This is a genomic window from Microbispora rosea (assembly GCF_044460045.1).
In the GTDB taxonomy this organism is placed as follows: Bacteria; Actinomycetota; Actinomycetes; order Streptosporangiales; family Streptosporangiaceae; genus Microbispora; species Microbispora rosea.
Genome location: NZ_JBITJO010000012.1, coordinates 205,830 through 229,685 on the forward strand (window position 1 = coordinate 205,830; position 23,856 = coordinate 229,685).

At 72.0% G+C, this 23,856-nt stretch carries 20 protein-coding genes; 13 read left to right on the top strand and 7 right to left on the bottom strand.

Annotated features, from left to right (window positions below):
• Positions 1-109 precede the first annotated feature (109 nt).
• From ACIBK1_RS35510 to ACIBK1_RS35540, 7 genes are all read right to left on the bottom strand, one after another.
• Positions 110-1,615, bottom strand: coding sequence for a non-reducing end alpha-L-arabinofuranosidase family hydrolase (locus ACIBK1_RS35510; RefSeq protein ID WP_396740055.1), 1,506 nt, complete (start codon positions 1,613-1,615; stop codon positions 110-112).
• Positions 1,616-2,451: 836 nt separating this feature from the next.
• Positions 2,452-3,852, bottom strand: coding sequence for an alpha/beta hydrolase family protein (locus ACIBK1_RS35515; RefSeq protein ID WP_396740056.1), 1,401 nt, complete (start codon positions 3,850-3,852; stop codon positions 2,452-2,454).
• Positions 3,852-4,757: an alpha/beta hydrolase family protein gene (locus tag ACIBK1_RS35520; RefSeq protein WP_396740057.1), complete on the bottom strand. Its 906-nt coding sequence runs from the start codon at positions 4,755-4,757 to the stop codon at positions 3,852-3,854. The genes ACIBK1_RS35515 and ACIBK1_RS35520 overlap by 1 nt, the downstream gene beginning before the upstream one ends.
• A 503-nt stretch (positions 4,758-5,260) precedes the next feature.
• Positions 5,261-6,466, bottom strand: a complete 1,206-nt coding sequence (locus ACIBK1_RS35525) for a cytochrome P450 (protein WP_396740058.1) — start codon at positions 6,464-6,466, stop codon at positions 5,261-5,263.
• Positions 6,467-6,505: 39 nt separating this feature from the next.
• Positions 6,506-8,260, bottom strand: a complete 1,755-nt coding sequence (gene phnE, locus ACIBK1_RS35530) for a phosphonate ABC transporter, permease protein PhnE (RefSeq protein ID WP_396740059.1) — start codon at positions 8,258-8,260, stop codon at positions 6,506-6,508.
• The gene (locus ACIBK1_RS35535) at positions 8,253-9,131 is read right to left on the bottom strand and encodes a phosphonate ABC transporter ATP-binding protein (RefSeq protein ID WP_396740060.1); all 879 of its coding nucleotides are present in this window, start codon (positions 9,129-9,131) and stop codon (positions 8,253-8,255) included. Before ACIBK1_RS35535 ends, phnE begins: the two co-directional genes overlap by 8 nt.
• A complete protein-coding gene (locus ACIBK1_RS35540; RefSeq protein ID WP_051762863.1) occupies positions 9,124-10,116 on the bottom strand; it encodes a phosphate/phosphite/phosphonate ABC transporter substrate-binding protein in 993 nt (330 codons plus the stop codon). The genes ACIBK1_RS35535 and ACIBK1_RS35540 overlap by 8 nt, the downstream gene beginning before the upstream one ends.
• A gap of 166 nt (positions 10,117-10,282) precedes the next feature.
• Here ACIBK1_RS35540 and ACIBK1_RS35545 point away from each other — a divergent pair, with 166 nt between their 5' ends.
• From ACIBK1_RS35545 to ACIBK1_RS35605, 13 genes are all read left to right on the top strand, one after another.
• Complete coding sequence (locus ACIBK1_RS35545) at positions 10,283-11,746, top strand: alpha/beta fold hydrolase (RefSeq protein WP_396740061.1); 1,464 nt, start codon at positions 10,283-10,285, stop codon at positions 11,744-11,746.
• A gap of 186 nt (positions 11,747-11,932) precedes the next feature.
• Positions 11,933-12,949, top strand: a complete 1,017-nt coding sequence (locus ACIBK1_RS35550; protein ID WP_051762861.1) for a PaaX family transcriptional regulator — start codon at positions 11,933-11,935, stop codon at positions 12,947-12,949.
• A gap of 95 nt (positions 12,950-13,044) precedes the next feature.
• Complete coding sequence (locus ACIBK1_RS35555) at positions 13,045-13,968, top strand: PaaX family transcriptional regulator (protein ID WP_231514199.1); 924 nt, start codon at positions 13,045-13,047, stop codon at positions 13,966-13,968.
• A 147-nt stretch (positions 13,969-14,115) separates the two neighbouring features.
• A complete protein-coding gene (locus ACIBK1_RS35560) occupies positions 14,116-15,009 on the top strand; it encodes a transporter substrate-binding domain-containing protein (protein ID WP_231514198.1) in 894 nt (297 codons plus the stop codon).
• Positions 15,006-15,881: an amino acid ABC transporter permease gene (locus ACIBK1_RS35565; RefSeq protein ID WP_396740062.1), complete on the top strand. Its 876-nt coding sequence runs from the start codon at positions 15,006-15,008 to the stop codon at positions 15,879-15,881. The genes ACIBK1_RS35560 and ACIBK1_RS35565 overlap by 4 nt, the downstream gene beginning before the upstream one ends.
• Positions 15,878-16,714, top strand: coding sequence for an amino acid ABC transporter ATP-binding protein (locus ACIBK1_RS35570; RefSeq protein WP_030512395.1), 837 nt, complete (start codon positions 15,878-15,880; stop codon positions 16,712-16,714). The genes ACIBK1_RS35565 and ACIBK1_RS35570 overlap by 4 nt, the downstream gene beginning before the upstream one ends.
• Entirely contained in the window at positions 16,711-17,847 is a 1,137-nt protein-coding gene (locus tag ACIBK1_RS35575; RefSeq protein ID WP_396726756.1) for a CapA family protein, read from the top strand. Before ACIBK1_RS35570 ends, ACIBK1_RS35575 begins: the two co-directional genes overlap by 4 nt.
• Positions 17,840-19,090, top strand: coding sequence for a CaiB/BaiF CoA transferase family protein (locus tag ACIBK1_RS35580; protein ID WP_396740063.1), 1,251 nt, complete (start codon positions 17,840-17,842; stop codon positions 19,088-19,090). The genes ACIBK1_RS35575 and ACIBK1_RS35580 overlap by 8 nt, the downstream gene beginning before the upstream one ends.
• A gap of 1 nt (position 19,091) precedes the next feature.
• The gene (locus ACIBK1_RS35585) at positions 19,092-20,189 is read left to right on the top strand and encodes a 2-hydroxyacyl-CoA dehydratase (protein ID WP_396740064.1); all 1,098 of its coding nucleotides are present in this window, start codon (positions 19,092-19,094) and stop codon (positions 20,187-20,189) included.
• On the top strand, positions 20,177-21,424 hold the full coding sequence (locus ACIBK1_RS35590; protein WP_076443173.1) for a 2-hydroxyacyl-CoA dehydratase family protein: 1,248 nt from the start codon (positions 20,177-20,179) through the stop codon (positions 21,422-21,424). The genes ACIBK1_RS35585 and ACIBK1_RS35590 overlap by 13 nt, the downstream gene beginning before the upstream one ends.
• Before the next feature lie 128 nt (positions 21,425-21,552).
• The gene (locus ACIBK1_RS35595) at positions 21,553-22,479 is read left to right on the top strand and encodes an SDR family oxidoreductase (RefSeq protein ID WP_030512390.1); all 927 of its coding nucleotides are present in this window, start codon (positions 21,553-21,555) and stop codon (positions 22,477-22,479) included.
• A gap of 10 nt (positions 22,480-22,489) precedes the next feature.
• Complete coding sequence (locus tag ACIBK1_RS35600; protein WP_076443189.1) at positions 22,490-23,380, top strand: amidohydrolase family protein; 891 nt, start codon at positions 22,490-22,492, stop codon at positions 23,378-23,380.
• A complete protein-coding gene (locus tag ACIBK1_RS35605) occupies positions 23,377-23,835 on the top strand; it encodes a MaoC family dehydratase (protein WP_030512388.1) in 459 nt (152 codons plus the stop codon). Before ACIBK1_RS35600 ends, ACIBK1_RS35605 begins: the two co-directional genes overlap by 4 nt.
• The last annotated feature ends 21 nt before the right edge of the window (positions 23,836-23,856 follow it).

Sequence of the window (23,856 nt, forward strand, 5' to 3'; positions counted from 1 at the left end):
CGAGCCCGCCGGTCGGGTTCCGCCCGGTCTGTTACCTCGCGGTGATGGCGCTCACCCTGTCGGGCCTGCGCGTACGCCGGGAAGGCCGGGCGGGACCCGTGTCATGCCGTCAGCGCTGCAGGGTCAGCACGCCCGGGCGGTAGGGCAGGAGACCGTAGTCGACGCCGTTGGAGCTGGGGCTGCGGCCCTGGTAGAGCAGCTGCAGGTTGCAGGGGTCGACGGTCTTGGTCTGGTCGGGGTTGGACCGGACCAGGTCGCCGTGGCTGATGTCGTTGGTCCAGGTGGCGCCGCTGTTGGCCTTGCCGGCGAAGGGGTTGCTCTCGCTGGTGGCCTGCGGGGTCCACGAACCGCCCAGGCTGGTGGCCGTGTACGAGCGGAAGTAGCGGCCCTGCGAGCCGATCGACTCGACGAGCATGAGGTACTTGTTCTGGCCCTGGAGCTTGTAGACCTCGACGCCCTCGAACAGGTTGTTCGTGGAGTCGCTCATGATCTGGGTGTAGTTCGAGCCGAAGCTGCCCGGGAAGTTCCCGATGGGCATGCTGGACCGGTAGATCTTGCCGTTGTCGCCGGCGAAGAACAGGTACATGTTCTGGCCGTCACCGATGAGGGTCTGGTCGATGGGGCCCGTGCCGGAGCCGGAGATGCTCGCCGTGGACAGGGTCTGCTGCGCCGACCAGCCGTTCGGGTTGGTGGGGTCGCTGGAGGTCCGGTAGGAGAAGGCGGTCCCGCCCCACTGGTAGGTCAGCACCCAGATGTTCTTGGGCGCGAAGTAGAACAGCGTCGGCGCGACGGTGGAGAAGTTCATCTTGGTCTGGGTGGCCGAGGCCATGTCCGACCAGTTCGTGAAGGGGCTGAAGGCCATCGAGCCCCAGCTCGATCCGTTGTCGTGCGTCGTCGCGTAGACCAGGTGCTTGCCGTTGTAGACGACGTTGGTGAAGTCCTTGAGCGAGACCCATCCGGACTTCGGAGTCGCCAGCGCGCCCGTCGAGCTCCAGCGGTACGACGACGGAAGATCGCATGTCGGCGTCACCGACGGAGACGGAGACGGAGACGGAGACGGGGACGGGGACGGCGACGCGGACGGGGAGCGCGTCGGCGACGCGCTGGGCGACTGCGTGGGGGAGGGGCTCGGCGAGCCCGGGCTGCCCGTGCAGGCGACACCGTTCAGCGAGAACGAGGTGGGCACCTGGGGGGAGCCGTTCGAGGAACCGTTGAACCCGAAGTTCGTGCTGCCGCCGCTGGGGATGCTGCCGTTGTAGGAGACGTTGGTGGCGGTCACCGACGAGCCCGACTGGGTGTTGGTGGCGCTCCAGATCTGGGTGATCTGCTCGCCGGCGCCGAAGGACCAGGTCAGCTGCCAGCCGTTGACCGCGTCACCGAGGTTGTTGATGGTGACGCTGGCGTTGAAGCCGCCCGGCCAGCTCGAACTGATGGCGTAGTCGACCCGGCAGGCGACGGCGGCCTCGGCGGGCTGTGTGATCAGCACGCCGCCGGCTCCGGCCAGCAGGAGCGAGATGGAGCCGATCACGAGGCCTCGGCGCGAGGCCCGCCGGGGCGACGCCGCGGTCGTGGCGGCGGAGGGGCGCGGTGACCGCGCTCTCCAGGGCAGACGCATCTGTGTTTCTCCTCATCATCATGTCCGGCCGCCGTCAGGGGCTGATGCAGGCAGCGGGCGGGGCCGCGGTGCCGTTCACGGTGCACCCGAAGGTCGTGGAGCCGCCGGCGGCGACGGAGCGGTTGCGGGAAAAGCGGACACGCGGGGGTCGCTCCGCGTGATCGACGCCGCGTCCTGTGATCAGGAAACGCACACCACCAGGGCGTCGCGAACGGCGGTCCTCACCGCGCACCACCACATGGGCAGGAGAAAGCCGCCTAGGAGAAACATTCTGGAAAACTGTGCCGAAATGTGTCAAGTATCGCGAGAAAGTTTCAGAGCGGCGCTCCCGCCTCGCGAACGACGGCCGCTGATAAAGCCTGATGAGCCCGTATGCCGGTGTTTCACCACGCAGCGCGCGCGAGGTGCCGTCCTTGACATCGCGTCTTCATCTCGTATTGGCTCCGACCTGCCACCACAGTCATCCGATAGAGAAGGAACCGCGACAGGGGAGAATTGTTAGCGTTAACATTTCGCTCGTGGCCTCCACCGGGCGGCCACGGTGCGGGGCGGTCCAGCGGACAGACACCACGTCCCTGGAGCGTCCTCTCGGACAGTCACGGATGAGGAGGTGCGGGGCGGACGTAGTCGATCGTGTTCTGATCGCTCTCGTGCCGAAAATCGGCGCCGAGTGCCCTCCGTTCCGGCGGCCGGTCGGGACGTGCGGTCGTACCGCTCTCGGGCCGGTCACCCCGTCCGGCTGGGGCGCGCCAGGTCGTGCGTCGTCCCGGGCCGGCATGTGCGGAGGGGCCGCTGCCCCGGACCGGATGGTCCCGGGCAGCGGCCGCCCGTGCGGCTCAGCCGGGATAGGGGCGGTTGAACCGCGGCGGGGTGAACGGGACATACCGAGGGGCGGGGTCGGCCGCCGCCGCCGCGGCGCGGGCGTTCATCGCCGGGGCGGACGTCGCGGGCCAGTGACCGCTCCGCAGCCGGTCGAGCATCGTCGTCAGCGCCGCCTCCTGCTCCGCCGGTGAGAAGTCGCAGTGGCCGACGGTCTCGGTGTACGTCTGGCGCAGCAGGGAGTTTGCTCCCGCCCGGCGCACATTCTCCTCGTACGACTGCTGCTGGGCGACGGTGGAGATCTGGTCACCGGTGCCGGACAGGGTGAGCACGGGGATCCGCAGGTCGCCGTTCAGGACGATGCCGCGCGAGAAGCGCTTGACGGCGTCCGGGTCGGCCGCGATGCGAGGCGCGGCGGCCAGCGTCTTCAGGTCGGCCCCGAGGTCCAGACCCGCCGCCTTGTACAGGTCGCGGACGGCACGCCGGAGGGCGGGATCGGCGAGGCTCAACTGCTTGTCGTAGTCCACGCCCGTGTTCCAGGACGGGTTTCCGCCGACCACGTCCATGATCTGGCGCCGGCTGCTCATGGCCTGCCCGATGTAGGGCAGGGGCCCACCGGCGAGCGCGAGGTAGGCGCCCTGCTGCAGCGCGGCGGCGTCCCCGCGGTCCGGAGGCGGTGGCACGGACCCGTCGGGGTTGCGTCCCCAGGCCGGCAACTGGCCGATCGCGGCTGCCAGTGCGATCCGGGCCCGCCCCTGTGGGGTCCGCTGCGCCGCGGCCAGCGCGTCGATCCACGCCTTCCTGGCCGATTCGATGTCGGCGGGGATGTCGACGACCGGCAGCCCCGGCGCGACCAGGCGCTCGAGCACGAAGACCGTGTCGAGCTTCTGGTTCCACTGGCCGACCGACCCGCCGAGGCCGCCGCACATCGGGACGGCGGCGTCGAATGTGCCGGGGTGGACCTGGGCGACGCCGGCGGCGACGAAGCCGCCCATCGAGGTTCCGGAGGCGATCGCCTTCCGCGCCGGGCCGTAGGCCTGCTCGAAACGGGCCAGCGCTTCGGCCTGGTTGTCGATCGCGGACCGGATGTCCCAGCCGGTGACCGCCCGGCTCGTCCCGCCGCGGGCCACGCCGTCGGCCAGCAACCGCGTGGTCAGGGCCTCGTTCCGGCCCGTGCCGGCGAAGTCGAGGGCGACCACCACGGTGCCGTTCCAGTGGGCCGGGACGACGAACTCGTACGGCGTGCCGTCCTCAAGGGTGCCGCTGACGCAGGTCGGGTGGGCGGGGGAGTCCGGCAGGCACGAGGTGCCGCCGGAGGGCCCAGCGGGGGCAGCGGCAGGGGCAGCGGCGGCGGCGGTCGCGCCGCCGACGACGGCCGCCAGCGCGGCGGCCAGGCACGCGGTCACTTCACGGCGCATCACAGCGGCAGCCCCTTCGACTCGACCGTCCAGCCGCTCTCGCCGCACAGCCCGCAGTCGGGGCCGGCGAAGCGCGCCCCGGCGGTCCGGTCTCCGCGCAGGACGTAGTCGAACCAGTCCGCGGCCACCTGCCAGCCCTTGGTGGCCTCGAGACCCGCGATCAGGCCGGTGTGGCCGGCCGCAGTGTCGCCGACCAGGGCGGCGGGGACGTTCAGCAGGGCGTAGTTGTCGATGCTGTTCTGGTAGGCGACGTCGTCGGGACCACCGTTCACCAGCAGCGTCGGCGTGTGCAGACCGGCGAGACGGTCCCGCCCGTAGCCGCCGAAGGCCGGCTCCGGGAGATACCCGGTGTTGAATCCGGCGACCGCGTCGACGATGGGGTCGGTCCCGGCGGCGAGGGCTTCGACTCCGCCGCAGCTGTGGCCGAGCACGCCGACCCGCGTCGTGTCCGCCCGCCCGTCGAACTGCTTGCGGGCCTGCTTCGACTCGGTGGCCCAGTGGGCGGCCGCGAGGAGCGCCTCGGGGTGCGCGATCGTGTTCTCGGGGGTGTTGGGGACGGGGAACTCGTCCAGCCCGCCGTTGGCCACGACGATGTAGCCCTGCGAGGCCAGGCCGGTCAGGAACGTGATCCCTTCCAGGTTGCTCGTCGCGCAGGCGCCGTTGCCGTAGACGATCACGGGCAGGCTGTCCTTCCGCAGCGCCTTGAGATCGGCCGGGCGGTAGACGGTGTGCCCGGGCAGCCCCTCGGCGGCCTCGCGGACCGTGGGCAGGATGGCGGGCGCGGGAGCGCCGGCCGCGGGGGGCTTCGGCGGTGAGGGCTTCTGGGGGGACGACGCCGCCGCGGCGCCGGAGCCGGCGAGGACGACCGCTCCCACGGTCGCCGCCAGCAGGGTCCGCGCGGTCATGGAGCGGGCAAACACGTTTGCGTTTCCTCCACGGTTGATGGACGGGCAGGGGGTGTCGGCTCGGGGCCCGGCGAGGTCCGGAAATGGCCGGCGGGGCGCCTGGCAGCAGTTGTGCGGCACATTGCCGTCTCCAACGCAGACGATCGTTCAGCTTTATGTCACCAATGTCAATCCCCTGATTGCCGCATCGATCCCGGGGTGGCGCGACCGTGACGTGCCCCGGCCGGGCTGCGGCACGCGGGCCTCCGCTGCACGACTGAGCGCGATTGCACAGGTGGGAGCCGTCGAACCATGGTCATGGTCACGCGGCGGGCGACCTCCGAGCCGCCTGCGGCCGCGGAGCGGCGTGCCCGGTCCACGGCCTGACGGGCGACACCCGGATGACGCCGGTGCATGTAAACATCGTCCGGACCGCACCGTCGACGTGGGGCGAGGCGGCTCACGGCAGCGGCAGTGGCATGTGGCCTGCCGGGCGCCCGCCTCCGACGGCTTCAGCGGACGGTTCAGCGGCGGGGGACGAGGCGCAGCGGCGCCGACCTGGGCCCGAACTCCAGCCAGTTGAACATCTCCACCTCGCCGTCCGGTTCGACGCGGGTGGTGCCGGCGAGCAGTTCGCCCAGTGCGGCCGTCATCTCCAGCCGGGCCATCGCCGCGCCCGGGCAGCGGTGCGCGCCCCGCCCGAACGCGAGGTGCCGGTTGGGCCGCCGCTCCAGGTCGAGCCGGTCGGCGTCGTCGAACACCGCCTCGTCCCTGTTCGCCGAGGGGAAGATCATCGCGATCGCCTCGCCGGCCCGCACCGTGCGGCCGCCGAGCTCGACGTCCCGGGTGGCGGTCCTGGCGAACACCCGGTAGGGCGCGTACAGCCGCAGCAGCTCTTCGACCGTCGCCGGCAGCAGCCCGGGGTCGGCGCGCAGCCGGTCCTGGAGGCCGGGGTCGCGGGACAGATGCACGGCGGCGCTGCCCAGCACGGCGTGCGGCGCCCCGATGCCGGCCACGATGGTCTGCCGGACGGTGGCCACGACCATGTCGTGGGGGATCGGCCGCTCCGGGTCGCCGGACGCCCGCAGCAGGCTGGTCACCAGGTCCTCGTCCGGGTCGCGGGGGTCGGCCCGGCGGTCCTCGACGATGGCGCGGGCGATGGCGTAGAGCTCCTCGCTGGCCGCCATGACCCCGGCCCGGTCCATCTCCTGGATGGCGAAGCTGTACGCGACGCCGATCCGGCGGATCTCCAGCACCTGGCCGACCGGCAGGCCGAGGAAGAGCGCGAAGCACTGCGCCGCGTACGGCAGCGCGAACTCCTGGGAGTAGTCGCCGCCGCCGCGGGCCAGGAGCGGCCCCAGCAGCTCGCGTGCCGCCTCCGCGAAGGCCGGTTCGAGACGCCGTACGACGCCGCGGCGCAGCACCCGGTCCATCGGGGCGCGGTAGATCCCGTGCTCGGGTGGGTCGAAGTGCAGCGGCGGCCGGCGCTGGGCGCGCGGCACGTGCGGGACGACGTTCTGCACCGCGGTGCTGAACGCCTCGCTGTCCCGGGCCACCCGCACCACGTCCGCGTAGCGGGTGGCGGCCCAGAAGCCGCCGAAGGCGTCGCTCCACGGCACCGGGCAGCGTCGCCGCAGCTCGGCGTAGACCTCGTGCGAGCTGTCGAAGGTCTCCGGCGCGGTGGGGTCCCAGTCGGAGGCGCGCCCGAGGCCGTCGGCGGTGGTGGTCATGGTGAGATCCCTTTCCCTTCCCGTCCTGTGCCCGTCCGCTCACAGCAGGTGCCTGCGTGCGATCCGGGCGAGCGTCTCGATGGCGTACACGACGACGGCGATCGCGATGACGATCGCGGCGGTGGTGTCGTAACGCAGGGTGGCGATCGACTCCTGCATCAGGTAGCCGACGCCGCCCGCGCCGGCGATGCCGAGCACGACCGACTCGCGCAGCGCCAGGTCGGCCACGAACAGGCCGTTGCCGGTGAACGACGGCACGAACTGCGGCCAGATCCCCGCGGCGAACGCCTGCCACCGGCGGGCTCCGACCGAGGTCAGCGCCTCGTGCGGCAGTGGGTCGAGCTGCTCCAGGGAGTCGGCGAAGAACTTGGCCGCAAGCGCGGTGGAGGAGATCCACAGCGCCAGGAAACCGGCGTACGGGCCGAGCCCCAGCGCGGCGACGAACAGCAGCGCGTATACGAGGTCGGGGATGCCCCGGACCACGACGAGCAGCACGCGGACCACCGCGGACAGCGGCCGCCAGGGCGTGGTGTTGACGGCGGTGAGCAGGGCCAGCACCAGCCCGCACGCGGCGCCCACCGCGGCGGCGCCCAAGGCCATGAGCAGGCTCTCCAGCACCGCCATGAGCAGGTCGCCGGAGAACGCGGGCGGCCACATGCCGGCCAGTACGGCGCGCAGGTTGGGCCAGGCGCCGGACAGCCGGCCCGGGTCGGGGTCCAGGGACCACAGCGACACCAGGAAGACCACTCCGGTCGCGACCGCGCCGGCCACCCGAAGCACCCGGCCGCGGTCCCAGCCGACGTCGTGCGGGGCGCGCCCGGCGGGCAGCGCGGCCGTGCCCGTCGTGTCCCCGGCGGTCCGGCCGGCCGCCCCGGCATCGCGACCGACCAGGTCGCGGCGGCTCGTGCGGCTTGCCGTGCGGCGGCGAACCGTGGGACGGCGGACGCTGGGACGGCGGACGCCGGGACGGAGGACCGTGCGGCGGACCGCCACCGACAGCAGCTCCAGCAGCAGCACCAGGACGACGATCACGCAGATGATCCCCGCCGCCCGGTGGTAGTTGAGGCTGCCCAGCGCGGTCTGCAGCGCCACGCCGATGCCGCCGGCCCCGACGACGCCGAGCACGGCCGACGCCCGGATGTTGATGTCGAGGCGGTACAGCACGATGCCGGCCAGCGCGGGGAACACGCGGGGCAGCACGGTGGAGACGGCCACCTGCACCTCGCCGGCCCCGCACGCGCGGGCCGCCTCGGCGGGGACGGGGTCGGCCTCCTCGACGGCGTCGGTCAGCAGCTTGGCGATCATGCCAACCGAGTGCACGGCGACGGCGAGCGCGCCGGCCAGCGGGCCCAGGCCGAAGATCCGCACGAACAGGATCGCGAAGGCGAGCGTCGGCACGGCCCGGGTCAGCACGACGACCGCCCGGGCGGGCGGCCGCAGCCAGCGGGGGCCGCTGTGGGTGCGCGCGGCGACGAATGCCAGCGGCACCGAGGCCAGCGCCGCCAGACCGGTGCCCGCCACCGCGATGAGCAGCGTCTCGACGATCATCCAGGCGACGTCGCCGGCGCGGGGCAGGTCCGGCGGCCACATCCGGCGCAGCAGCCGCGCGGTGTCGTCCAGCCCGGCGGCCAGCGAGGCGGGGGACAGGCCGATCCACCAGAACGTCAGCCAGGTGGCGGCCACGGCCGCGACGAGCAGCCCCGCCGCGATGAGGGCGCGGGCGCTCCACGGCGGTCGCAGCGGACCCGGGTCCGCCGTGGCCGGGGCGCGCGTGGCGGGGGTGGTGCTAACCATCGCGGGCCCCCGCCCGGCCATCGCGCCGAGCATCACCGGCCCCCGCCTGCGCGCTACCGGCCCCCGTCTGCGCGCTACCGGCCCCCGTCTGCTCGCTACCGCCCCCCGCCGTTCCGTAGACCTCCCGCAGCCGCTCCGCGGCGAGGCCGGCGGCCGGCTCGTCCAGCACCAGCCGGCCGCCGCGCAGCGCCACGACCCGGTCGGCGGTGGCGAGCGCGAGCTCGACCTGATGCAGGCTGCAGACCACCGAGATGCCGTCCTCGGCGCTGATCCGCTTGAGGATCTCGAGCACCACCATGCTCGCCGCCGGGTCCAGCGAGGCGACCGGCTCGTCGGCCAGGATCAGCTCGGGGCTCTGCAGCAGGGTCCGGGCCACCGCGACCCGCTGCTGCTGGCCGCCGGAGAGCGTGTCGCAGCGCTGGAAGCGCCGGTCCGCCAGCCCCACCCGGTTCAGGTGCTCCACGGCGCGGATCCGCAGCGCGCGCGGGTAGCTCATCACCCCGTACCTCGGCAGCCGCAGGGTGGCCAGCGACCCCATCAGCACGTTCTCCAGCGCGGACAGCCGCCCGACGAGACCGAACTGCTGGAAGACGAACCCGACCCTGGCCCGCAGGGCGCGCAGCCGGCTCCGGGAGCAGGCGGCGGGATTCTCGCCCAGAGTGCGCACGGTGCCGCTGTCCGGCAGGTGCATGCCGTTGACCAGGCGAAGCAGCGTGGACTTCCCGGCGCCGGAGGGGCCGACCAAGGCGACGAACTGCCCCTGCGGGACGTCCAGCGAGACGCCGTCGAGCACGGTGGTGCCGTGGAAGCCCTTGCCGACCTCCGACAGCCGCAGCACGGGGTCGCCGATCACGGCGGGTTCCTCAGCCACCGGACGTGCACACCTCGGCCTTGGTGATCTCGCAGATGCGCGCGATCGGCTGATAGGTGGCGTCGGTGGCCGTGACGAACGTCCAGGCGGTGGAGGCGCCGAGGGTGCAGGCCGGGGCGTCGGCGTACTGGCCCCAGTTCTTCGGGCCCTTGATCTCGCCGCCCTTGCACAGCCCGGCGGAGGCGGCGCCGGTGGCGGTCAGGCCGGTCACCGTTTTGACGATCTTGTCGCGGGTGTCCTGCGGCAGCCACGTGCCGACCACGATCGGCGGCCCGGGGATGAGCGGCGAGGTCCACACCTTGGTGACCTGACCCGGCTTGAGCTGGCCGCGGGCGGGCAGCAGCTGGTCGATGAACACGTCGCCGACGAAGGCGATGTCGCAGTCACCGGCCAGCAGCGAGGCGACCGCCGTGTCGTGCCCGTGGGTGAACACCGACTTGACGTCCTTGTCCACATCGACGCCGGCTTCCCGCAACGAGGCGAGGGGCTGCAGGTAGCCGGTGGTGGAGCCGGGGTCGGTGAAGCAGACGTCCTTGCCGGCGACATCCTTGAGCGAGGCGATCGACGTGTCGTCGCCGCGGGTCACCCCGTAGGCGTAGGCGCCGGGCTCTCCGCCCGGGGCGGCCAGCGGGACGGCGACGGGCTCGACGTCGGCGCGGCTCCGCGCGAGGTAGTAGCTGAACGCCCCGTAGACGGCGATGTCCACCCGTTTGGCGACCTGCGCCTCCACGACGGCGGCGTTGCTGGTGACGGCCTGGAACCGCACCGGCACGCCGAGGTCCTTCTCCAGCGCCGAGACGATCGGGGCGAACGACGCCTCGAGATTGTCGCTCTGCTCCGATGGGATGGCGGCGAAGACCAGCTCGTCGGACCCGCCGCCGTCGGCGGATGCGCCGCGGGTGCTACCGGGACCGGCACCGCAGGCGGACAGGAGTGCGATCGCGGCACCCGCCGCGACGACGCCCAGAGCTGACTTTCGGAACATCGAGGCTCCTCACATGCAGGTGGTCGGGCCAAAGTAAGCAGGCCCAAGAGCATTGTCAACAGTTCTGTGACGACCGTAAGATTTCTGCCGAACTTAACTCGCGGCGGAAATCGGACGACCGTCCATTCAACTGTTGCGGATCTCGTGTCGCAGCAGCTTCCCACTCATGGAGGCGGACATCAATCCCCGTTCAGTGATCAATCGGGCGATCCGGGCCGTGACGGTGCTCACCGCCACAGCAATCGCCACAGTGACGCCCACAGTGACGGCCACGGCCCTCGCACTCGCCGTCCCGCCGGTCGCCGGCCTGCCGCAGGCCTCGGCGGCGTCCGGCCGGACCGGTCCTGTCAGCGTCATGGGCGTCCACCCGAGCGGCGCCACGTACGCGATCGAGGTGCCGCGGAACTGGAACGGCACCGTGCTGACGTTCAGCCCCGGCTACGGCCAGGGCGCCGGGCCGCAGCACCTGCCGGCCGACCTCGGCGGCAACGCCGCCGCGCAGAGCTGGCTGCTGGCCCACGGGTACGCGCTCGCCGGCACCCGGCCCTACGGGAGCGGCTGGGCCGTCGAGGAGACCCTGCGGGCCTCCGCCGACACGCTCGCCGCATTCACCCAGGTCGGGGGGGAGCCCACGACCACCCTGGCGTGGGGCGGGTCGATGGGCGGCGCCATCGCGGCCGGTCTGGCCGAGCGCCGGCCCGACCTCGTCGACGGGGCGCTGCCCTACTGCGCCTCGGTGGCCGGGCCGGTGGCGATGCTCAACCAGTCGCTCGACGCGGCGTTCGCGTTCAAGACGCTGCTCGCCCCCGGCGACGACGCGGTGAAGCTCGTCCGGCTGGCCTCGGACGACGAGGAGGCGCGGAGCGTCGCGGCCGCCCGCGCCGTCCTGGACGCCGCCCAGCAGACGCCGGCCGGCCGGGCCCGCATCGCCCTGGCGGCCTCCTTCGCCCAGGTCTCCACGTGGTCGGTGACCGGCACCGCCGAACCGGCGCCGCGCGACTGGGCGGCGCAGCAGGCCCAGGAGTACGCGGCGTTCACGGCGACCGTCTTCTCTCCCCGCTATCCGCTGGAGCAGCGGGCGGGCGGGAACTTGTCCTGGAACACCGGCGTGGACTATCGCAGGGAACTGCGGGAGTCCGGGCGGGCGCAGCAGGTGCGCGCCCTCTACGACAGCGCGGGACTGGACCTCGACGCCGACCTCGCGGCCCTGGCGGCGGCGCCGCGCGTGTCCGCCGACCCCGGCGCGGTCACCTACATGGAGAACTACTTCACCCCGCGCGGCGCGCTCGGCGTTCCCGTCCTGACGATGCACGAGCGCGGCGACAACTACCCCACCGTCACCCAGGCGCGCGCCTACTCCGATGTGGTCCGGCGCGCCGGGAACCAGGCGATGCTGCGCCAGGCGTTCGTCGACCGGCCCGGCCACTGCCGCTACACCGGGGCCGAGTTCGTCGCCGCGGTGCGGACGCTGGAGAACCGGGTCACCACCGGCCGCTGGACGGACGTCGACGCCCACCGGCTCAACGCGCTCGCCGCACGCCTGGCCGCCGAGAACCCGGACCTGGGCGCCGCGGAGTTCATCCCCTACACCCCCGGCCGATTCCTGCGCCCCCATGTCCCCGAAAGGTGAAGAATGAGGAGACATTTCGCGCGGTCCTCGGCCCGGTTCTCCTGGCCGCGGCCGGGATCGCCGGGAAAGGACCCGGACGTACGCGAAGTCGCGTGACATAAGATTCACGCAGGTCGAGCCAGGTGAGCGCCCCGTGTTCGTACGGGTGGCCCGCCGGGGAGCCTGCACCGGCTGAGGAGTCTGACGATGGAGGGACACCGGGTGACCGCGTCGCCGGAGCCCGGCTCCCTGCCCAGGGCCCGGCAAGGGGCAGAACCACAGCGGCTGCTGACCACGCTGCTGGGCGACTACTGGTTCTGGCGCGAGGAGCACATCCCGTCGGCTGCGCTGGTCCGGCTGCTGGAGGAGTTCGGCATCACCGCGACCAGCGCCCGCGCCGCCCTGCGGCGGGTCGCCTCACGAGGGCTGCTGGCCAGCTCCCGCAACGGCCGCACCACCGCGTACGGACTGCCGCCCCGGGCGTCCGACGTGATCGTGGCGCACATCCGCCGGCTGCTGACGTTCGGCGCCGCCACTCCGCGCTGGGACGGGCAGTGGACGGTTGTCACGTTCTCGGTGCCCGAGGACCAGCGGGACACCCGGAGGATGCTGCGCGACGGGCTGCGCCTGCTGCACTTCGGCATGCTCTTCGACGCGGTGTGGGTGTCCCCGCACGACAAGACGGACGACGTCGCCGAGCTCGTGCGAAGGCTGGGCGTGCGCGGGGCGGTCGTCTTCCGGGCGCGCAAGGTCGCCGACGACGACCTGGACCCGGTGCTGGACCGCGCCTTCGACGTCGCCGCGCTGCGCGGACGCTACCTGCGCTTCATCGGCGCCCACCGGCCGGTGGCCGAGCGGCTGGCGACGTCCAGCCCCGGCCCCGCCGAGGCGTTGCGGCTGCGAACCTCGATCATGACCGACTGGCGGGCGTTCCCCACGCTCGACCCCGACCTCCCCGCCGAGCTGCTGCCCGCCGGGTGGCCGCGCGACGAGGCGAGGCGGCTGTGCGTGCAGATCTACGACTCGCTCGGGGAACCGGCGGAGCGGCGGTTCCGCGAGATCCTCGCCGAGTTCGACCCGGAGCTGGCCGCGCTGGCCGCGCACCACACGTTCGCGCAGGTGTCCGTCATGGAGTCGCCGGCGACGCGCCGTCACACGAGCTTCGACGAGACGACCGACCGCGACCGCCTGGACCTGCTCGCCGGCGGCGACCTGGCCGGCTGACGCGGTGGCCTCGGCACATCGTGTAGCCGTAGCCCGCGAAAGCATGACATCTTGGTAACGAGCGCGCGCTCAAGCGTTGTCAATATACTCCTGCTGTGAATGATGGTGAAAGGTCCGAGGCAGCGGACCTCGACTTCCCGCGTTTCCAGGTGGGCGCGCCCCCGCAGCACCTGATCACGACGCTTCTCGGGGACTACTGGATCAGCAGGCCCGAGCAACTGCCGTCCGCGGCGCTGGTGCGGCTGACCGAGGAGTTCGGCGTCTCCGCCGTGGCGGCCCGGGCCGCGCTCAGCCGCCTGACCAAGCGGGATCTGCTCGAGTCGTCCAAAAACGGGCGACGCACCTACTATCGTCTGACGGATCGGGCCGCCGCGGTGATGCTGGAGGGGCGGCAGCGGATCATGTCCTTCGGCCTGGCGCAGGGCGCGTGGGACGGGACGTGGGTGATGGCGGCGTTCTCCATCTCGGAGGAGCAGCGCGACCTGCGCCACGCGCTGCGCGCCAGGCTGCGCTGGCTCGGCTTCGCCCCGCTCTACGACGGGCTGTGGGTGTCGCCGACCGCGAACGCCGACGGCGCGGCGGCGGTGCTCGCCGAGCTGGAGATCCCCATGTCGACGATCTTCCGGGCCGAGGCCCTGGATCTCGCGGGCATGCGCGCCCCGCGGGAGGCGTGGGACTTCGACCAGCTCAGGCGCACCTACGAGGGGTTCGTGGCCCAGTACTCTCCTCTTCTGGAGCGCGTCCGCAGGGGCGTGGTCGGCGCGTCCGAGGCCCTGGTGGCGCGTACGGGGATCATGGACACCTGGCGCACGTTCCCCAACCACGATCCCGACCTGCCGGCGGAGCTGCTGCCCGCCGACTGGCCGCGTGCGGCGGCCAGAGACCTCTTCGTGGAGGTCTACGACACCCTCGGGCCGCTCGCCGAGTTCCGCGTCAAGCAGATCGTCGCGGAGTTCGAGCCCGAGCTGGCCGGGCTGGTCGCCCACCACCGGACCAGTTCCATCCTCGCGCTCACCTGATCGATCGGCGACGGGGCGGCGTTCCGGCTCGCCCCGTACGTCTCCGCTGCACAGTCGCCTCTTGACAGGTGTGCACCCTTAGGTGTGACACTTATCCCAACGACCGCCAAATTAACTGCATCATTAGTTGGTCGTGGAAGGACCACCATGAGAATGCCCAGGACCATCCTCGCGGGTGCGGCGGCCTTGGCCCTCGCCGGCGTCGCAGCCTGCGGTGGAGGCGACGGCGAGACACAGCGGCCGGCCGGTGCGACGGCTCTGTACGACGCCCTGCCCGATGGCATCAAAGAAGCGGGCGTCATCCGATTTGCCGGGGATTCCCACCCGCCCTATCGGATCGTCGCCAACGACGGCAAGACCGTCACGGGCATCGACAAGGAGTTGCAGGACGCCCTCGGCAAGGTGCTGGGGGTCCGCACCGAGATCTCGATCGTCAGCGGCCTGCCCGCGGCGCTGTCCGGCATGCTCGCCTCCCGGTACGACGCCTTCAACGGCCCGGTCAAGGACAGCGCGGAGCGGGAGAAGCAGTTCGACGCGCTCGTGTGGATGGTCACCCGGACCTCCTACCTGATCCCCAAGGCGGGGTCCTCGGCCGTCAAGAGCTCGGGTGACCTGTGCGGCAAGCGCGTCGCCGGCACCGCCGGCAGCATCGTGGAGGATCAGGCCAAGCGCCTGACCGAGTGGTGCGCCAAGCAGGGCAAGCCGGCGATGGAGTTCATCGGCTTCGCCGACACCAACGGCACCATCCTCGCCGCGAAGTCCGGCCGGGCCGACGCGGCCGGTATGACCGAGAGCGCCGCCCTCGACGTGCTCTCCAAGGAGAAGGACGCCTTCACCTACGTCACGCAGACCGAGGAGCAGGGCGCCGGCGTCGACCAGCTGGCGATGCTCGTGCCCAAGTCCAGCGGCCTCGGCCCGGTCATGCTCGACGCGTTCAAGGAGATCTTCAAGAACGGCGAGTACAAGAAGATCATGGACAAGTACGGGCTCCAGAGCGTGGCGGTGCCGGAGCCCAAGATGAACACCGCGGCGACGCAATGAGCGTGGCACCACAGACGGCGGCACCACAGGCCGGGGCGCCACAGGCCGTGGACGTCGCCGCCGCCCGGCCGCGCGTCCGCCCCCTGCGGTGGGTGGCCGGAGTCGTGCTGCTCGTGCTCGTCGCGCAGTTCGCCTGGTTCCTCGTCACCAACCCGCGGTTCGAGTGGCCGGTGGCCGGCACGTACCTGTTCGACCCGAACGTCCTGCGCGGCCTGGGCATGACGCTGCTGCTCACCGTCATCGTGATGCTGCTGGGCAGCGTGCTCGGGGTGCTTCTCGCGGCGGGCAGGCTGAGCGGCTTCCGGCCGGTGGCCTGGGCCTGCGGCGTCTACGTCACGGTCTTCCGCAGCATCCCGCCCCTGGTCCAGCTGATCTTCTGGTTCAACCTCGGTTATCTGCTGCCGCGGATCCCGCTGGGCATCCCGTTCGGCCCGACGTTCGTCTCGTGGCCGACCAACTCCGTGATCAGCTCGCTGACCGCGGCCGTCATCGGGCTCACGCTGCACGAGGCCGCGTACATGGCCGAGATCGTCAGGGCCGGCATCCTGGCCGTGGACGGCGGCCAGCGCGACGCGGCCCGCGCGATGGGGTTCACGGCGCGGCAGAGCTTCGTGAAGGTCGTGCTCCCGCAGGCGATGCGGGTGATCGTCCCGCCCGCCGGCAGCGAGTTCATCAGCCTGCTCAAGGGCACCTCCCTGGTCAGCGTGATCGCGATGGCCGACCTGCTGTACTCGGTGCAGGTGATCTACAACAGGACCTACGAGATCGTGCCGCTGCTGATCGTGGCCTGCGCCTGGTACCTGGTGGTGGTCATCAGCCTGTCCTTCGGCCAGCGGCGCCTGGAGCGGCACTTCGGAAAGGGGCAGCGGTGAGCGAGGCAGCGGTGAGCGACACGCCGGTCCTGCGCGTCCGCGACGTGCGCAAGCGGTTCGGCGACCACGTGGCGCTCGACGGGGTGAGCCTGGACGTGCACGAGGGCGAGGTCGTCACCGTGATCGGCCCGTCCGGTTCGGGCAAGTCCACCCTGGTCCGCTGCGTCCACCAGCTGGAGAGCATCGACGGCGGGGCCATGCACCTCGACGGGGAGCTGCTCGGCTACGAGTTCCACCGGGGCCACCTGCGCCCCCTGCCGGATCGGCGGGTGGCCGCCCAGCGCGGCCGCATGGGCATGGTCTTCCAGCAGTTCAACCTGTTCCCGCACTGGAGCGTGCTGCGCAACGTCATCGAGGCGCAGGTGCTGGTCCACAGACGGAGGCCGGAGAAGGCCCGCGAGGAGGCGCTGCGGCTGCTGGAGCGCGTGGGGCTCGCCGACAAGGCGGACGCCCATCCCCGGATGCTGTCAGGGGGCCAGCAGCAGCGCGTCGCCATCGCGAGGGCCCTGGCCACCAACCCGCGGATCATGCTGTTCGACGAGCCCACCAGCGCCCTGGACCCCGAGCTGGTGGACGAGGTGCTGAGCGTCGTGCTCGACCTGGCCCGCGGCGGCATGACCATGATCATCGTGACGCACGAGATGAGCTTCGCCCGCGAGGTGGCCGATCGGTGCGTCTTCATGGAGAACGGCCGGGTGGTCGAGACCGGTGCTCCCGAGGAGATCTTCGACAACCCCGCCTCGCCCCGCCTGCGGGCCTTCCTGTCGCGCTACTCCGGGCGCGCGGCGCAAATTCCCGACGAACGCCTCCTGGAGGAGGAGACCACCTCTTGAGCTTCACGGTAATGGCCGTCGGCGACCTCGTCGTCGACGAGCCCGACCCCGCGTCCTTCTTCGCCCCGGCCCGGGAGACGCTGGGCCGGGGCGATGTGGTGATCGGCCACATCGAGGTTCCCCACAGCACGTCCACCGCTCAGGTCAGCACCGACGTCCCCGCCCCGCCCGCCGATCCCGCCGCGCTGTCCGCGGTCGCCGAGGCCGGCTTCCACGTGGTGACGCTCGCCGGCAACCACGTCTACGACGTCGGCGACCAGGGGGTGGCCGACACGATCAAATACGCGACCGAGGCCGGGCTGACCACGACGGGCGCCGGTCTGACCCTCGACGAGGCCCGCCGCCCCGCCGTCGTGGAGCGCGACGGGCTGCGGATCGGCGTGCTCAGCTACAACTGCGTCGGCCCCCGCGAGTCCTGGGCGACCAGCCGAAAGCCCGGCTGCGCCTACGTCAAGGTGCTGACCCACTACGAACTCGACCACGCCAGCCCCGGCGGGCCGCCCGCCGTCTACACCTTCGCCGACCCCGCCACTCTGGAGCGGATGGCCGAGGACGTGGCGGCCCTGGCCGCCGAGGCCGACGTCGTGACGGTGTCGCTGCACAAGGGAGTCGGGCACACGCCCGCCGTGCTGGCGATGTACGAGCGGCCCGTGGCGCACGCCGCGATCGACGCCGGCGCGCACGCCGTGTTCGCCCACCACGCCCACATCATGCGCGGCGTCGAGATGTACCGCGGCAGGCCGGTCTACCACGGCCTGGGCAACTTCGTGACCGTCACCCACGCGTTGACGCCCGCCACGGGCGACGCCGGCGAACGGGCCGAGTGGGCGCGCCGCAGAGTCGAGCTGTACGGCTTCGCGCCCGACCCGGACATGCCGTACTACCCCTTCCATCCCGAGAGCCGGAACACCGCGATCGCGGTCTGCCGGTTCGACCGGGACGGCAGCGGTTCGGCCGGCCTGGTCTCGGCGGGCCTCGTGCCCTGCTGGATCGACGGCGCGGGCCGTCCGGTGCCGCTCGGCGACGACGAGGAGGGGCGGCGGGTCGTGTCGTACATCGAGGGCATCACACGACAGGCGGGCCTGACGACGGAGTTCCACTGGGAGGGAGACGAGGTGGTGCTGCGTGGCTGACCGTCCGCTCGCCGGCCGCACGGTGATCGATCTGACCACCGCGCTGTCCGGTCCGTACGCGACCCTGCTGCTGGCCGGGCTCGGCGCCCGCGTGATCAAGGTGGAGAACCCGCTGACCGGCGGCGACAGCTCCCGCAACAACGCCCCCTATCTCGGCGCGGACGGGTTGACGCTGGCGCGTCACGGCGACGACGACATGTCCGTGTCGATGCTCCTTCGGGGCCGCAACAAGCAGAGCGTCACGCTCAACCTCAAACACCCCAAGGCCCGCGACATCCTGGCCGGACTGGTCCGGGTGTCGGACATCATGATCGACAACTACAGCGCCGGCGTCATGGCGCGGCTCGGCATCGGCCACGACTGGGCCGGCGCGATCAACCCGCGCATCGTGTGCACGTCGATCAGCGGCTTCGGCGCGCAGGGCGGTCCGGGCTCCGGCAAGGCGATGGACACCATCATCCAGGCGCTCAGCGGCGTGATGATGACCGCGGGCGCGCCCGGCGAGCCGCCGGTCCGCTTCGGGCTGCCGGTGGGCGACCTGGTCGCGCCGCTGTACGCGGTGATCGGCACGCTCGCCGCGGTCCTGCGGGCCGACGCGACCGGCCAGGGCCAGCACGTGGACGTGTCGATGCTGGGAGCGCTGACCTCGCTGGTGGCGTGTGAGCCGTTCGACGCGTACGAGAAGCTGGGCCTGCCCATGCGCACGGGGACGACGGTGCCCAGGCTGGCGCCGTTCGGAACGTTCCCCGCCGCGGACGGCTGGTTCGCGCTGTGCGGTCCCACCGACGCGTTCGCCCGCGGCCTGTTCGCGGCGATGGGACGCGACGATCTGGCCGCGGACCCGCGCTTCGCCACCCGTGACGCGCGCGTGGCCAACGCCGGCGAGCTGCACGCGCTGGTGGCCTCGTGGGCGGCGGACCGCCCGCTCGACGCGATCCTCGACGCGCTCACCGGGCACGGCGTCCCCGCCGCCGAGGTGCGCGAGCCCGGCGACGCCGTGCGCGACCCGCTCGTGCTGGAGCGCGAGGAGGTCGTGCCGCTGGAGCATCCGCGCCACCGTCCGGGCCAGGGCCCCCAGGGGGACCTGTACGGGACCGGCGTGCCGATCCGCTTCTCCGCCTCGGAGGCCGGGCTCGACCGGCCGGCGCCCGGCCTCGGCGAGCACAACGCCGAGATCTACGGCGGCCTGCTCGGCTACTCCGACGACGAGCTCAAGGCCCTGGCCGGAGAGGGGGTGATCTGACATGCCCACGGCGCTCGCCGCGCTGGAGGAGGCGTACGCCCGGCGCGGCGCGCCTCCGCCCTCCCCGAAGGGCCCGGCCGGCGACGGGACGCCGGTCGTCGGGTACGTCGGGGCGGACATGCCGGTCGAACTGCTGACGGCCGCAGGGGTCCGTGCGTTCCGCCTCACGGGCGACCCGGAGTCCGGCTCCGCGCTCGGGGACCGCTACCTGGGCCGCGGGGTGGACCCGATGGCCCGCTCGGTGCTCACCCGGCTGCTCGACGGGGCCTTCGGCGACCTGGACCACATCGTGGTCTCGCACGACTGCGAGGCGTCCCTGCGGCTGTTCTACGCGCTGCGGGAGCTGCGCCGCGTGGAGCCGGGCACGAAGCTGCCCGAGGCGTATCTCGTGGACATCCTGCACCTGCCGCACCGCACGACCGCCCGGTACAACCGGCGCAGGATCGGCGAGTTCGCGGCCAGGCTGGAGGCCTGGACCGGCCGCCCTCTCGACCTGGCCGGGGCGGTGGCGGCGCACGACGAGCGCCGCCGGCTGCTGGCCGCCGTCGCCGAGCTCCGCCGGGCCGTGCCCGCCCGCCTGACGGGCCGGCAGTTCCTCGCGGTGGCCGACCCGGGCCTGCCCGTGGACGAGCACATCGCGTTGCTGGAGCGGCTGCTGGCCGAAGCGGGACAGCTCGGAGAACACGCCGGGCGGCGCGTCTTCCTGAGCGGCGGCGACCACGACACGCCGCACGTGTACGAGGCCGTCGAGTCCGAGGGCTACGTGGTCGTCGGCGAGGACCACTCCTTCGGCGGCCCGCACCCGGACAGACCGGTCGGCGCGGGCGGTCTCGACGCGCTGGCCGAGCATTACCACCACAGCGGCCCGACGGCGCACCGGGCCACGGTGGGCGAGCGCGCCGCGCACGCGGCGCGGGCCGTGCGGCACTGCCGGGCCGAGCTCTTCGTCGCCTATTCCAGGATCGGCGACGAGGCCCCGGCCTGGGACTTCCCGGCGCAGCGCGCGGCGCTCGACATCCCCGCCGTGCTGCTGGAGCGCCAGGAGTACGGGCGTGCCGACCTGACCGCCCTGCGGAAGGAACATCCATGCGCAGTGTGAAATCCCTCGCGACCGCGGCCGAGGCGGGCAGGCACCAGCGCGAATGGTTCGCCGACCTGCGACGGCGGGTGGCGGCCGGCGAGCCGTTCGCCCTGCTGAACGCGGACGTCCCGCACGAGATCTTCCGCACGATGGACATCCCGTACGCGGTCAGCCAATGGTGGGCGTCCCTGGTGGCGGCCAAGCAGCGCTCGGGTCACTACCTGGAGCTGGTGCGGGAGCGCGGCTACCCCGACTACTCCGAGCAGTACAACGCGGTCACCCTCGGCTCCGCCTTCGACCCGGAACCGGAGGCCGGCCCGTGGGGCGGCCTGCCGAAGCCGGACATCGTCGTCGGCGACGCCTCCGGCGACGTGACGCGCAAGGTCTTCGACATCTGGGGCCACGAGCCCGGGGTCACCTTCTATCCGCTGGAAAGCGCCGCCGAGAACGAGGTCCCCGCCAACTGGTGGGAGCTGATGCCGCACCGCTGGGAGCAGGCCGTCGGCCCGGCCAGGCTGGACCTGCTCACCGCGGAGCTGGAGAACCTCGTCAGGTTCCTGGAGACCACCACCGGAAGGCGCTTCAGCGAGTCCCGCTTCCGGGAGGTGATGGCTTTGGTCAACGAGCAGGAGGAGTGGAACAGGAAGACCCGCGACCTCATCGCCCGCACCCGGCCCGCGCCGCTCGGCGTCGTCGACAGCATCCCCAGCGTCATGCTCCCGCAGTGGCACCGCGGCACCGAGTGGGCCAGGGACATCGCGAAGCGCTTCTACGAGGAGGTGCGCGAACGGGTCGACACGGGCCAGGCCGCGTGCCCGGACGAGCGGGCCCGGCTGATGTGGATCGGCCGCGGCCTCTGGTACGACATGGGCTTCTACCAGCGCTTCCAGGACGAGTACGGCGCGGTGTTCGTCTGGTCGATGTATCTGGCCATCGCCGCCGACGGGTACATCCGCTACGGCGACGACCCGATGAGGGCGCTCGCGGCGCGCTTCGCCGCCTTCACCGACCAGCTCTACACCCCGCCGTGGTCGAGCGAGTGGTACGTGAAGGAGGCCCGCCTGCACGGCATCGACGGTGTGGTCCATCTGGTCTCCGACGACCCTCGCGGCAGTTACTTCACGGCCAGGGCACTGGAGGCGGCCGGGTTCCCGGTGATCGAGATCCACGCCGACAACGTCGACGCCCGCACCTTCGACGACGAGGTGGTCAAACGCGTCGGTCAGTGGCTGGAGAACGTCGTCCTGGCCTGACCTCGGTCGTCACCCGGCTCCGCTGCGCCATGGGGACCGGTGTCGCACATATGTTGTGCACATCTTTGACGGTCGTCACAATAGTGTCATATATTCGCGCCATTCGCCGTACAACTCAGGGGGAACCCATGGATCTTTCCGGCAAGGTCGCCGTTGTCACAGGTGCGGGCCGCGGGCTCGGCCGCGCCTACGCGGAAGCGCTCGCCGCGGCCGGGGCGGCGGTGGTCGTCAACGACGTGGACGCCGACGCGGCCGCGCAGGTCGTCGAGGCCATCACCGCCGGCGGCGGCGCCGCGCGGAGCGTCGTCGCCCCGGTCGGGTCCGCCGAGGTGGCCGACCGGCTGGTCGACACGGCCGTGAAGGAGTTCGGCCGGATCGACGTGATGGTGACCAACGCGGGAATCCTGCGCGACCGGGTCCTGTGGAAGATGACGGACGACGACTTCGACGCGGTCATCGGCGTGCATCTGCGCGGCACGTTCACCTGCGCGCGGGCCGCGGCGATCCGGATGCGCGAGCAGGGGACCGGTGGCCGGCTGATCCTGATCTCCTCGCCTGCGGGCCAGCGCGGGAACTTCGGGCAGACCAACTACGCGGCGGCCAAGGCGGGCATCGTGGCGATGGCCAGGACCTGGGCGATGGAGCTGGCCAGGGCGAACGTCACGGTGAACGCGGTCGTGCCGGTGGCGGCGACGGAGATGACCAAGACGATCCCCGTCTTCGCCCCGGTCATCGAGGAGTCCGAGCGGACCGGGAAGCCGTTCCCCGAGTGGCTGCGCAAGGACGAGGGGCTGGGCACGGTCGAGGACGTGGCGGGGCTCGTCGTGTTCCTCGCCTCGGACGCCTCCGCCGGCGTGACCGGCCAGGCGATCGGCATCGGCGGCGACCGCCTCGCGCTGTGGTCGCACCCCGCGGAGAAGGCCGTCGCGTTCGCCGACGGAGGATGGACGGCCGAGACCATCGCCGCCTCCTGGCAGTCGGGAGTCGGCGCCGAGCCGGAGACGTACGGCATCCCCGCGCCCAAGGTCCCCGCCGAGGACGCACAGGGAGTCTGACATGACGGTCATGAACGTCGCCGACCTGGTCGCGATCGACGTGCACACGCACGCGGAGATCTCCAAGGACGGGCACGGCTCGCTGAGCCCCGAGCTGTTCGGCGCCTCGGCGGACTACTTCAAGGCCCACGGGCACCGGCAGCCGACCATCACGGAGATCGCCGCGTACTACCGGGAGCGGAAGATGGCCGCGGTGGTGTTCACCGTGGACGCCGAGCACGCCACCGGGCACCCGCGCATCTCGAACGAAGAGGTCGCGGAGAGCTGTGCGGAGCACGCCGACGTGCTGATCCCGTTCGCGAGCGTCGATCCCTGGAAGGGCCGGGCGGGCGCGCGCGAGGCGCGGCGGCTGGTCCAGGAGCACGGCGTGCGCGGGTTCAAGTTCCACCCGAGCATCCAGGGCATCGCGCCCAACGACCCCGTGGCGTACCCCCTGTACGAGGCGATCGAGGAGCTGGGCGTCCCGGCGTTGTTCCACACCGGGCAGACCGGCATCGGCGCGGGCGTTCCCGGCGGGGGCGGCATCCGGCTCAAGTACGGCAATCCCATGCTGGTGGACGACGTCGCCGTCGACTTCCCCGAGCTGCGGATCATCCTGGCCCACCCGTCGTTCCCGTGGCAGGACGAGGCGCTGGCCGTCGCCACGCACAAGCCGTACGTCTACATCGACCTGTCGGGATGGTCGCCGAAGTACTTCCCGCCGCAGCTCGTGCGCTACGCCAACACGCTGCTCAAGGACAAGGTGCTCTTCGGCTCCGACTATCCGGTGATCACCCCGGACCGCTGGCTGGCCGACTTCGACAAGCTCGAGATCAAGCCCGAGGTCCGCCCGAAGATCTTGAAGGACAACGCCGTACGCCTGCTCGGGCTCGGCACGCAGGAGAGGACGACAGACGCATGACCACCACCGCGCACGGGCTCGACGAGATCAAGGCGCTGGCCGGCAAGGATCTCGGCCACAGCGGCTGGCTGGAGATCACCCAGGAGCGGGTGAACACCTTCGCCGACGCCACCGACGACCACCAGTGGATCCATGTCGATCCCGTCCGGGCCGCGGACGGGCCGTTCGGCGGCCCGATCGCCCACGGCTACCTCACCCTGTCCCTGGTCATCCCGCTGTTCAACGAACTGCTCGACATCCAGGGCGTGAAGATGAGCGTCAACTACGGGCTGGAGAAGGTCCGCTTCCCCAGCCCGGTCAAGGTCGGCGGCAGGATCCGCCTCGCCGCCGTCGTGGTCTCCGTCGAGGACGTCCCCGGCGACGGCGTCCAGATGCTGCTCGACTTCACCGTCGAGATCGAGGGCGCGAACAAGCCGGCCTGCGTCGCCCGGGTGATCTACCGGCACTACGCCTGATCCGTGACGGGCGCCGTCTCC

Excerpts from the sequence above, each read along its gene's own strand:
- ACIBK1_RS35565 (WP_396740062.1), top strand. The coding sequence starts at position 15,006 with ATGAGCGTGGCACCACAGACGGCGGCACCACAGGCCGGGGCGCCACAG.
- ACIBK1_RS35585 (WP_396740064.1), top strand. The coding sequence starts at position 19,092 with ATGCCCACGGCGCTCGCCGCGCTGGAGGAGGCGTACGCCCGGCGCGGC.
- ACIBK1_RS35590 (WP_076443173.1), top strand. The coding sequence starts at position 20,177 with ATGCGCAGTGTGAAATCCCTCGCGACCGCGGCCGAGGCGGGCAGGCAC.
- ACIBK1_RS35605 (WP_030512388.1), top strand. The coding sequence starts at position 23,377 with ATGACCACCACCGCGCACGGGCTCGACGAGATCAAGGCGCTGGCCGGC.
- ACIBK1_RS35595 (WP_030512390.1), top strand. The coding sequence starts at position 21,553 with ATGGATCTTTCCGGCAAGGTCGCCGTTGTCACAGGTGCGGGCCGCGGG.
- phnE (WP_396740059.1), bottom strand. The coding sequence starts at position 8,260 with ATGGTTAGCACCACCCCCGCCACGCGCGCCCCGGCCACGGCGGACCCG.
- ACIBK1_RS35525 (WP_396740058.1), bottom strand. The coding sequence starts at position 6,466 with ATGACCACCACCGCCGACGGCCTCGGGCGCGCCTCCGACTGGGACCCC.
- ACIBK1_RS35515 (WP_396740056.1), bottom strand. The coding sequence starts at position 3,852 with ATGCGCCGTGAAGTGACCGCGTGCCTGGCCGCCGCGCTGGCGGCCGTC.
- ACIBK1_RS35540 (WP_051762863.1), bottom strand. The coding sequence starts at position 10,116 with ATGTTCCGAAAGTCAGCTCTGGGCGTCGTCGCGGCGGGTGCCGCGATC.
- ACIBK1_RS35600 (WP_076443189.1), top strand. The coding sequence starts at position 22,490 with ATGAACGTCGCCGACCTGGTCGCGATCGACGTGCACACGCACGCGGAG.
- ACIBK1_RS35510 (WP_396740055.1), bottom strand. The coding sequence starts at position 1,615 with ATGCGTCTGCCCTGGAGAGCGCGGTCACCGCGCCCCTCCGCCGCCACG.
- ACIBK1_RS35520 (WP_396740057.1), bottom strand. The coding sequence starts at position 4,757 with ATGACCGCGCGGACCCTGCTGGCGGCGACCGTGGGAGCGGTCGTCCTC.
- ACIBK1_RS35560 (WP_231514198.1), top strand. The coding sequence starts at position 14,116 with ATGAGAATGCCCAGGACCATCCTCGCGGGTGCGGCGGCCTTGGCCCTC.
- ACIBK1_RS35550 (WP_051762861.1), top strand. The coding sequence starts at position 11,933 with ATGGAGGGACACCGGGTGACCGCGTCGCCGGAGCCCGGCTCCCTGCCC.
- ACIBK1_RS35545 (WP_396740061.1), top strand. The coding sequence starts at position 10,283 with ATGGAGGCGGACATCAATCCCCGTTCAGTGATCAATCGGGCGATCCGG.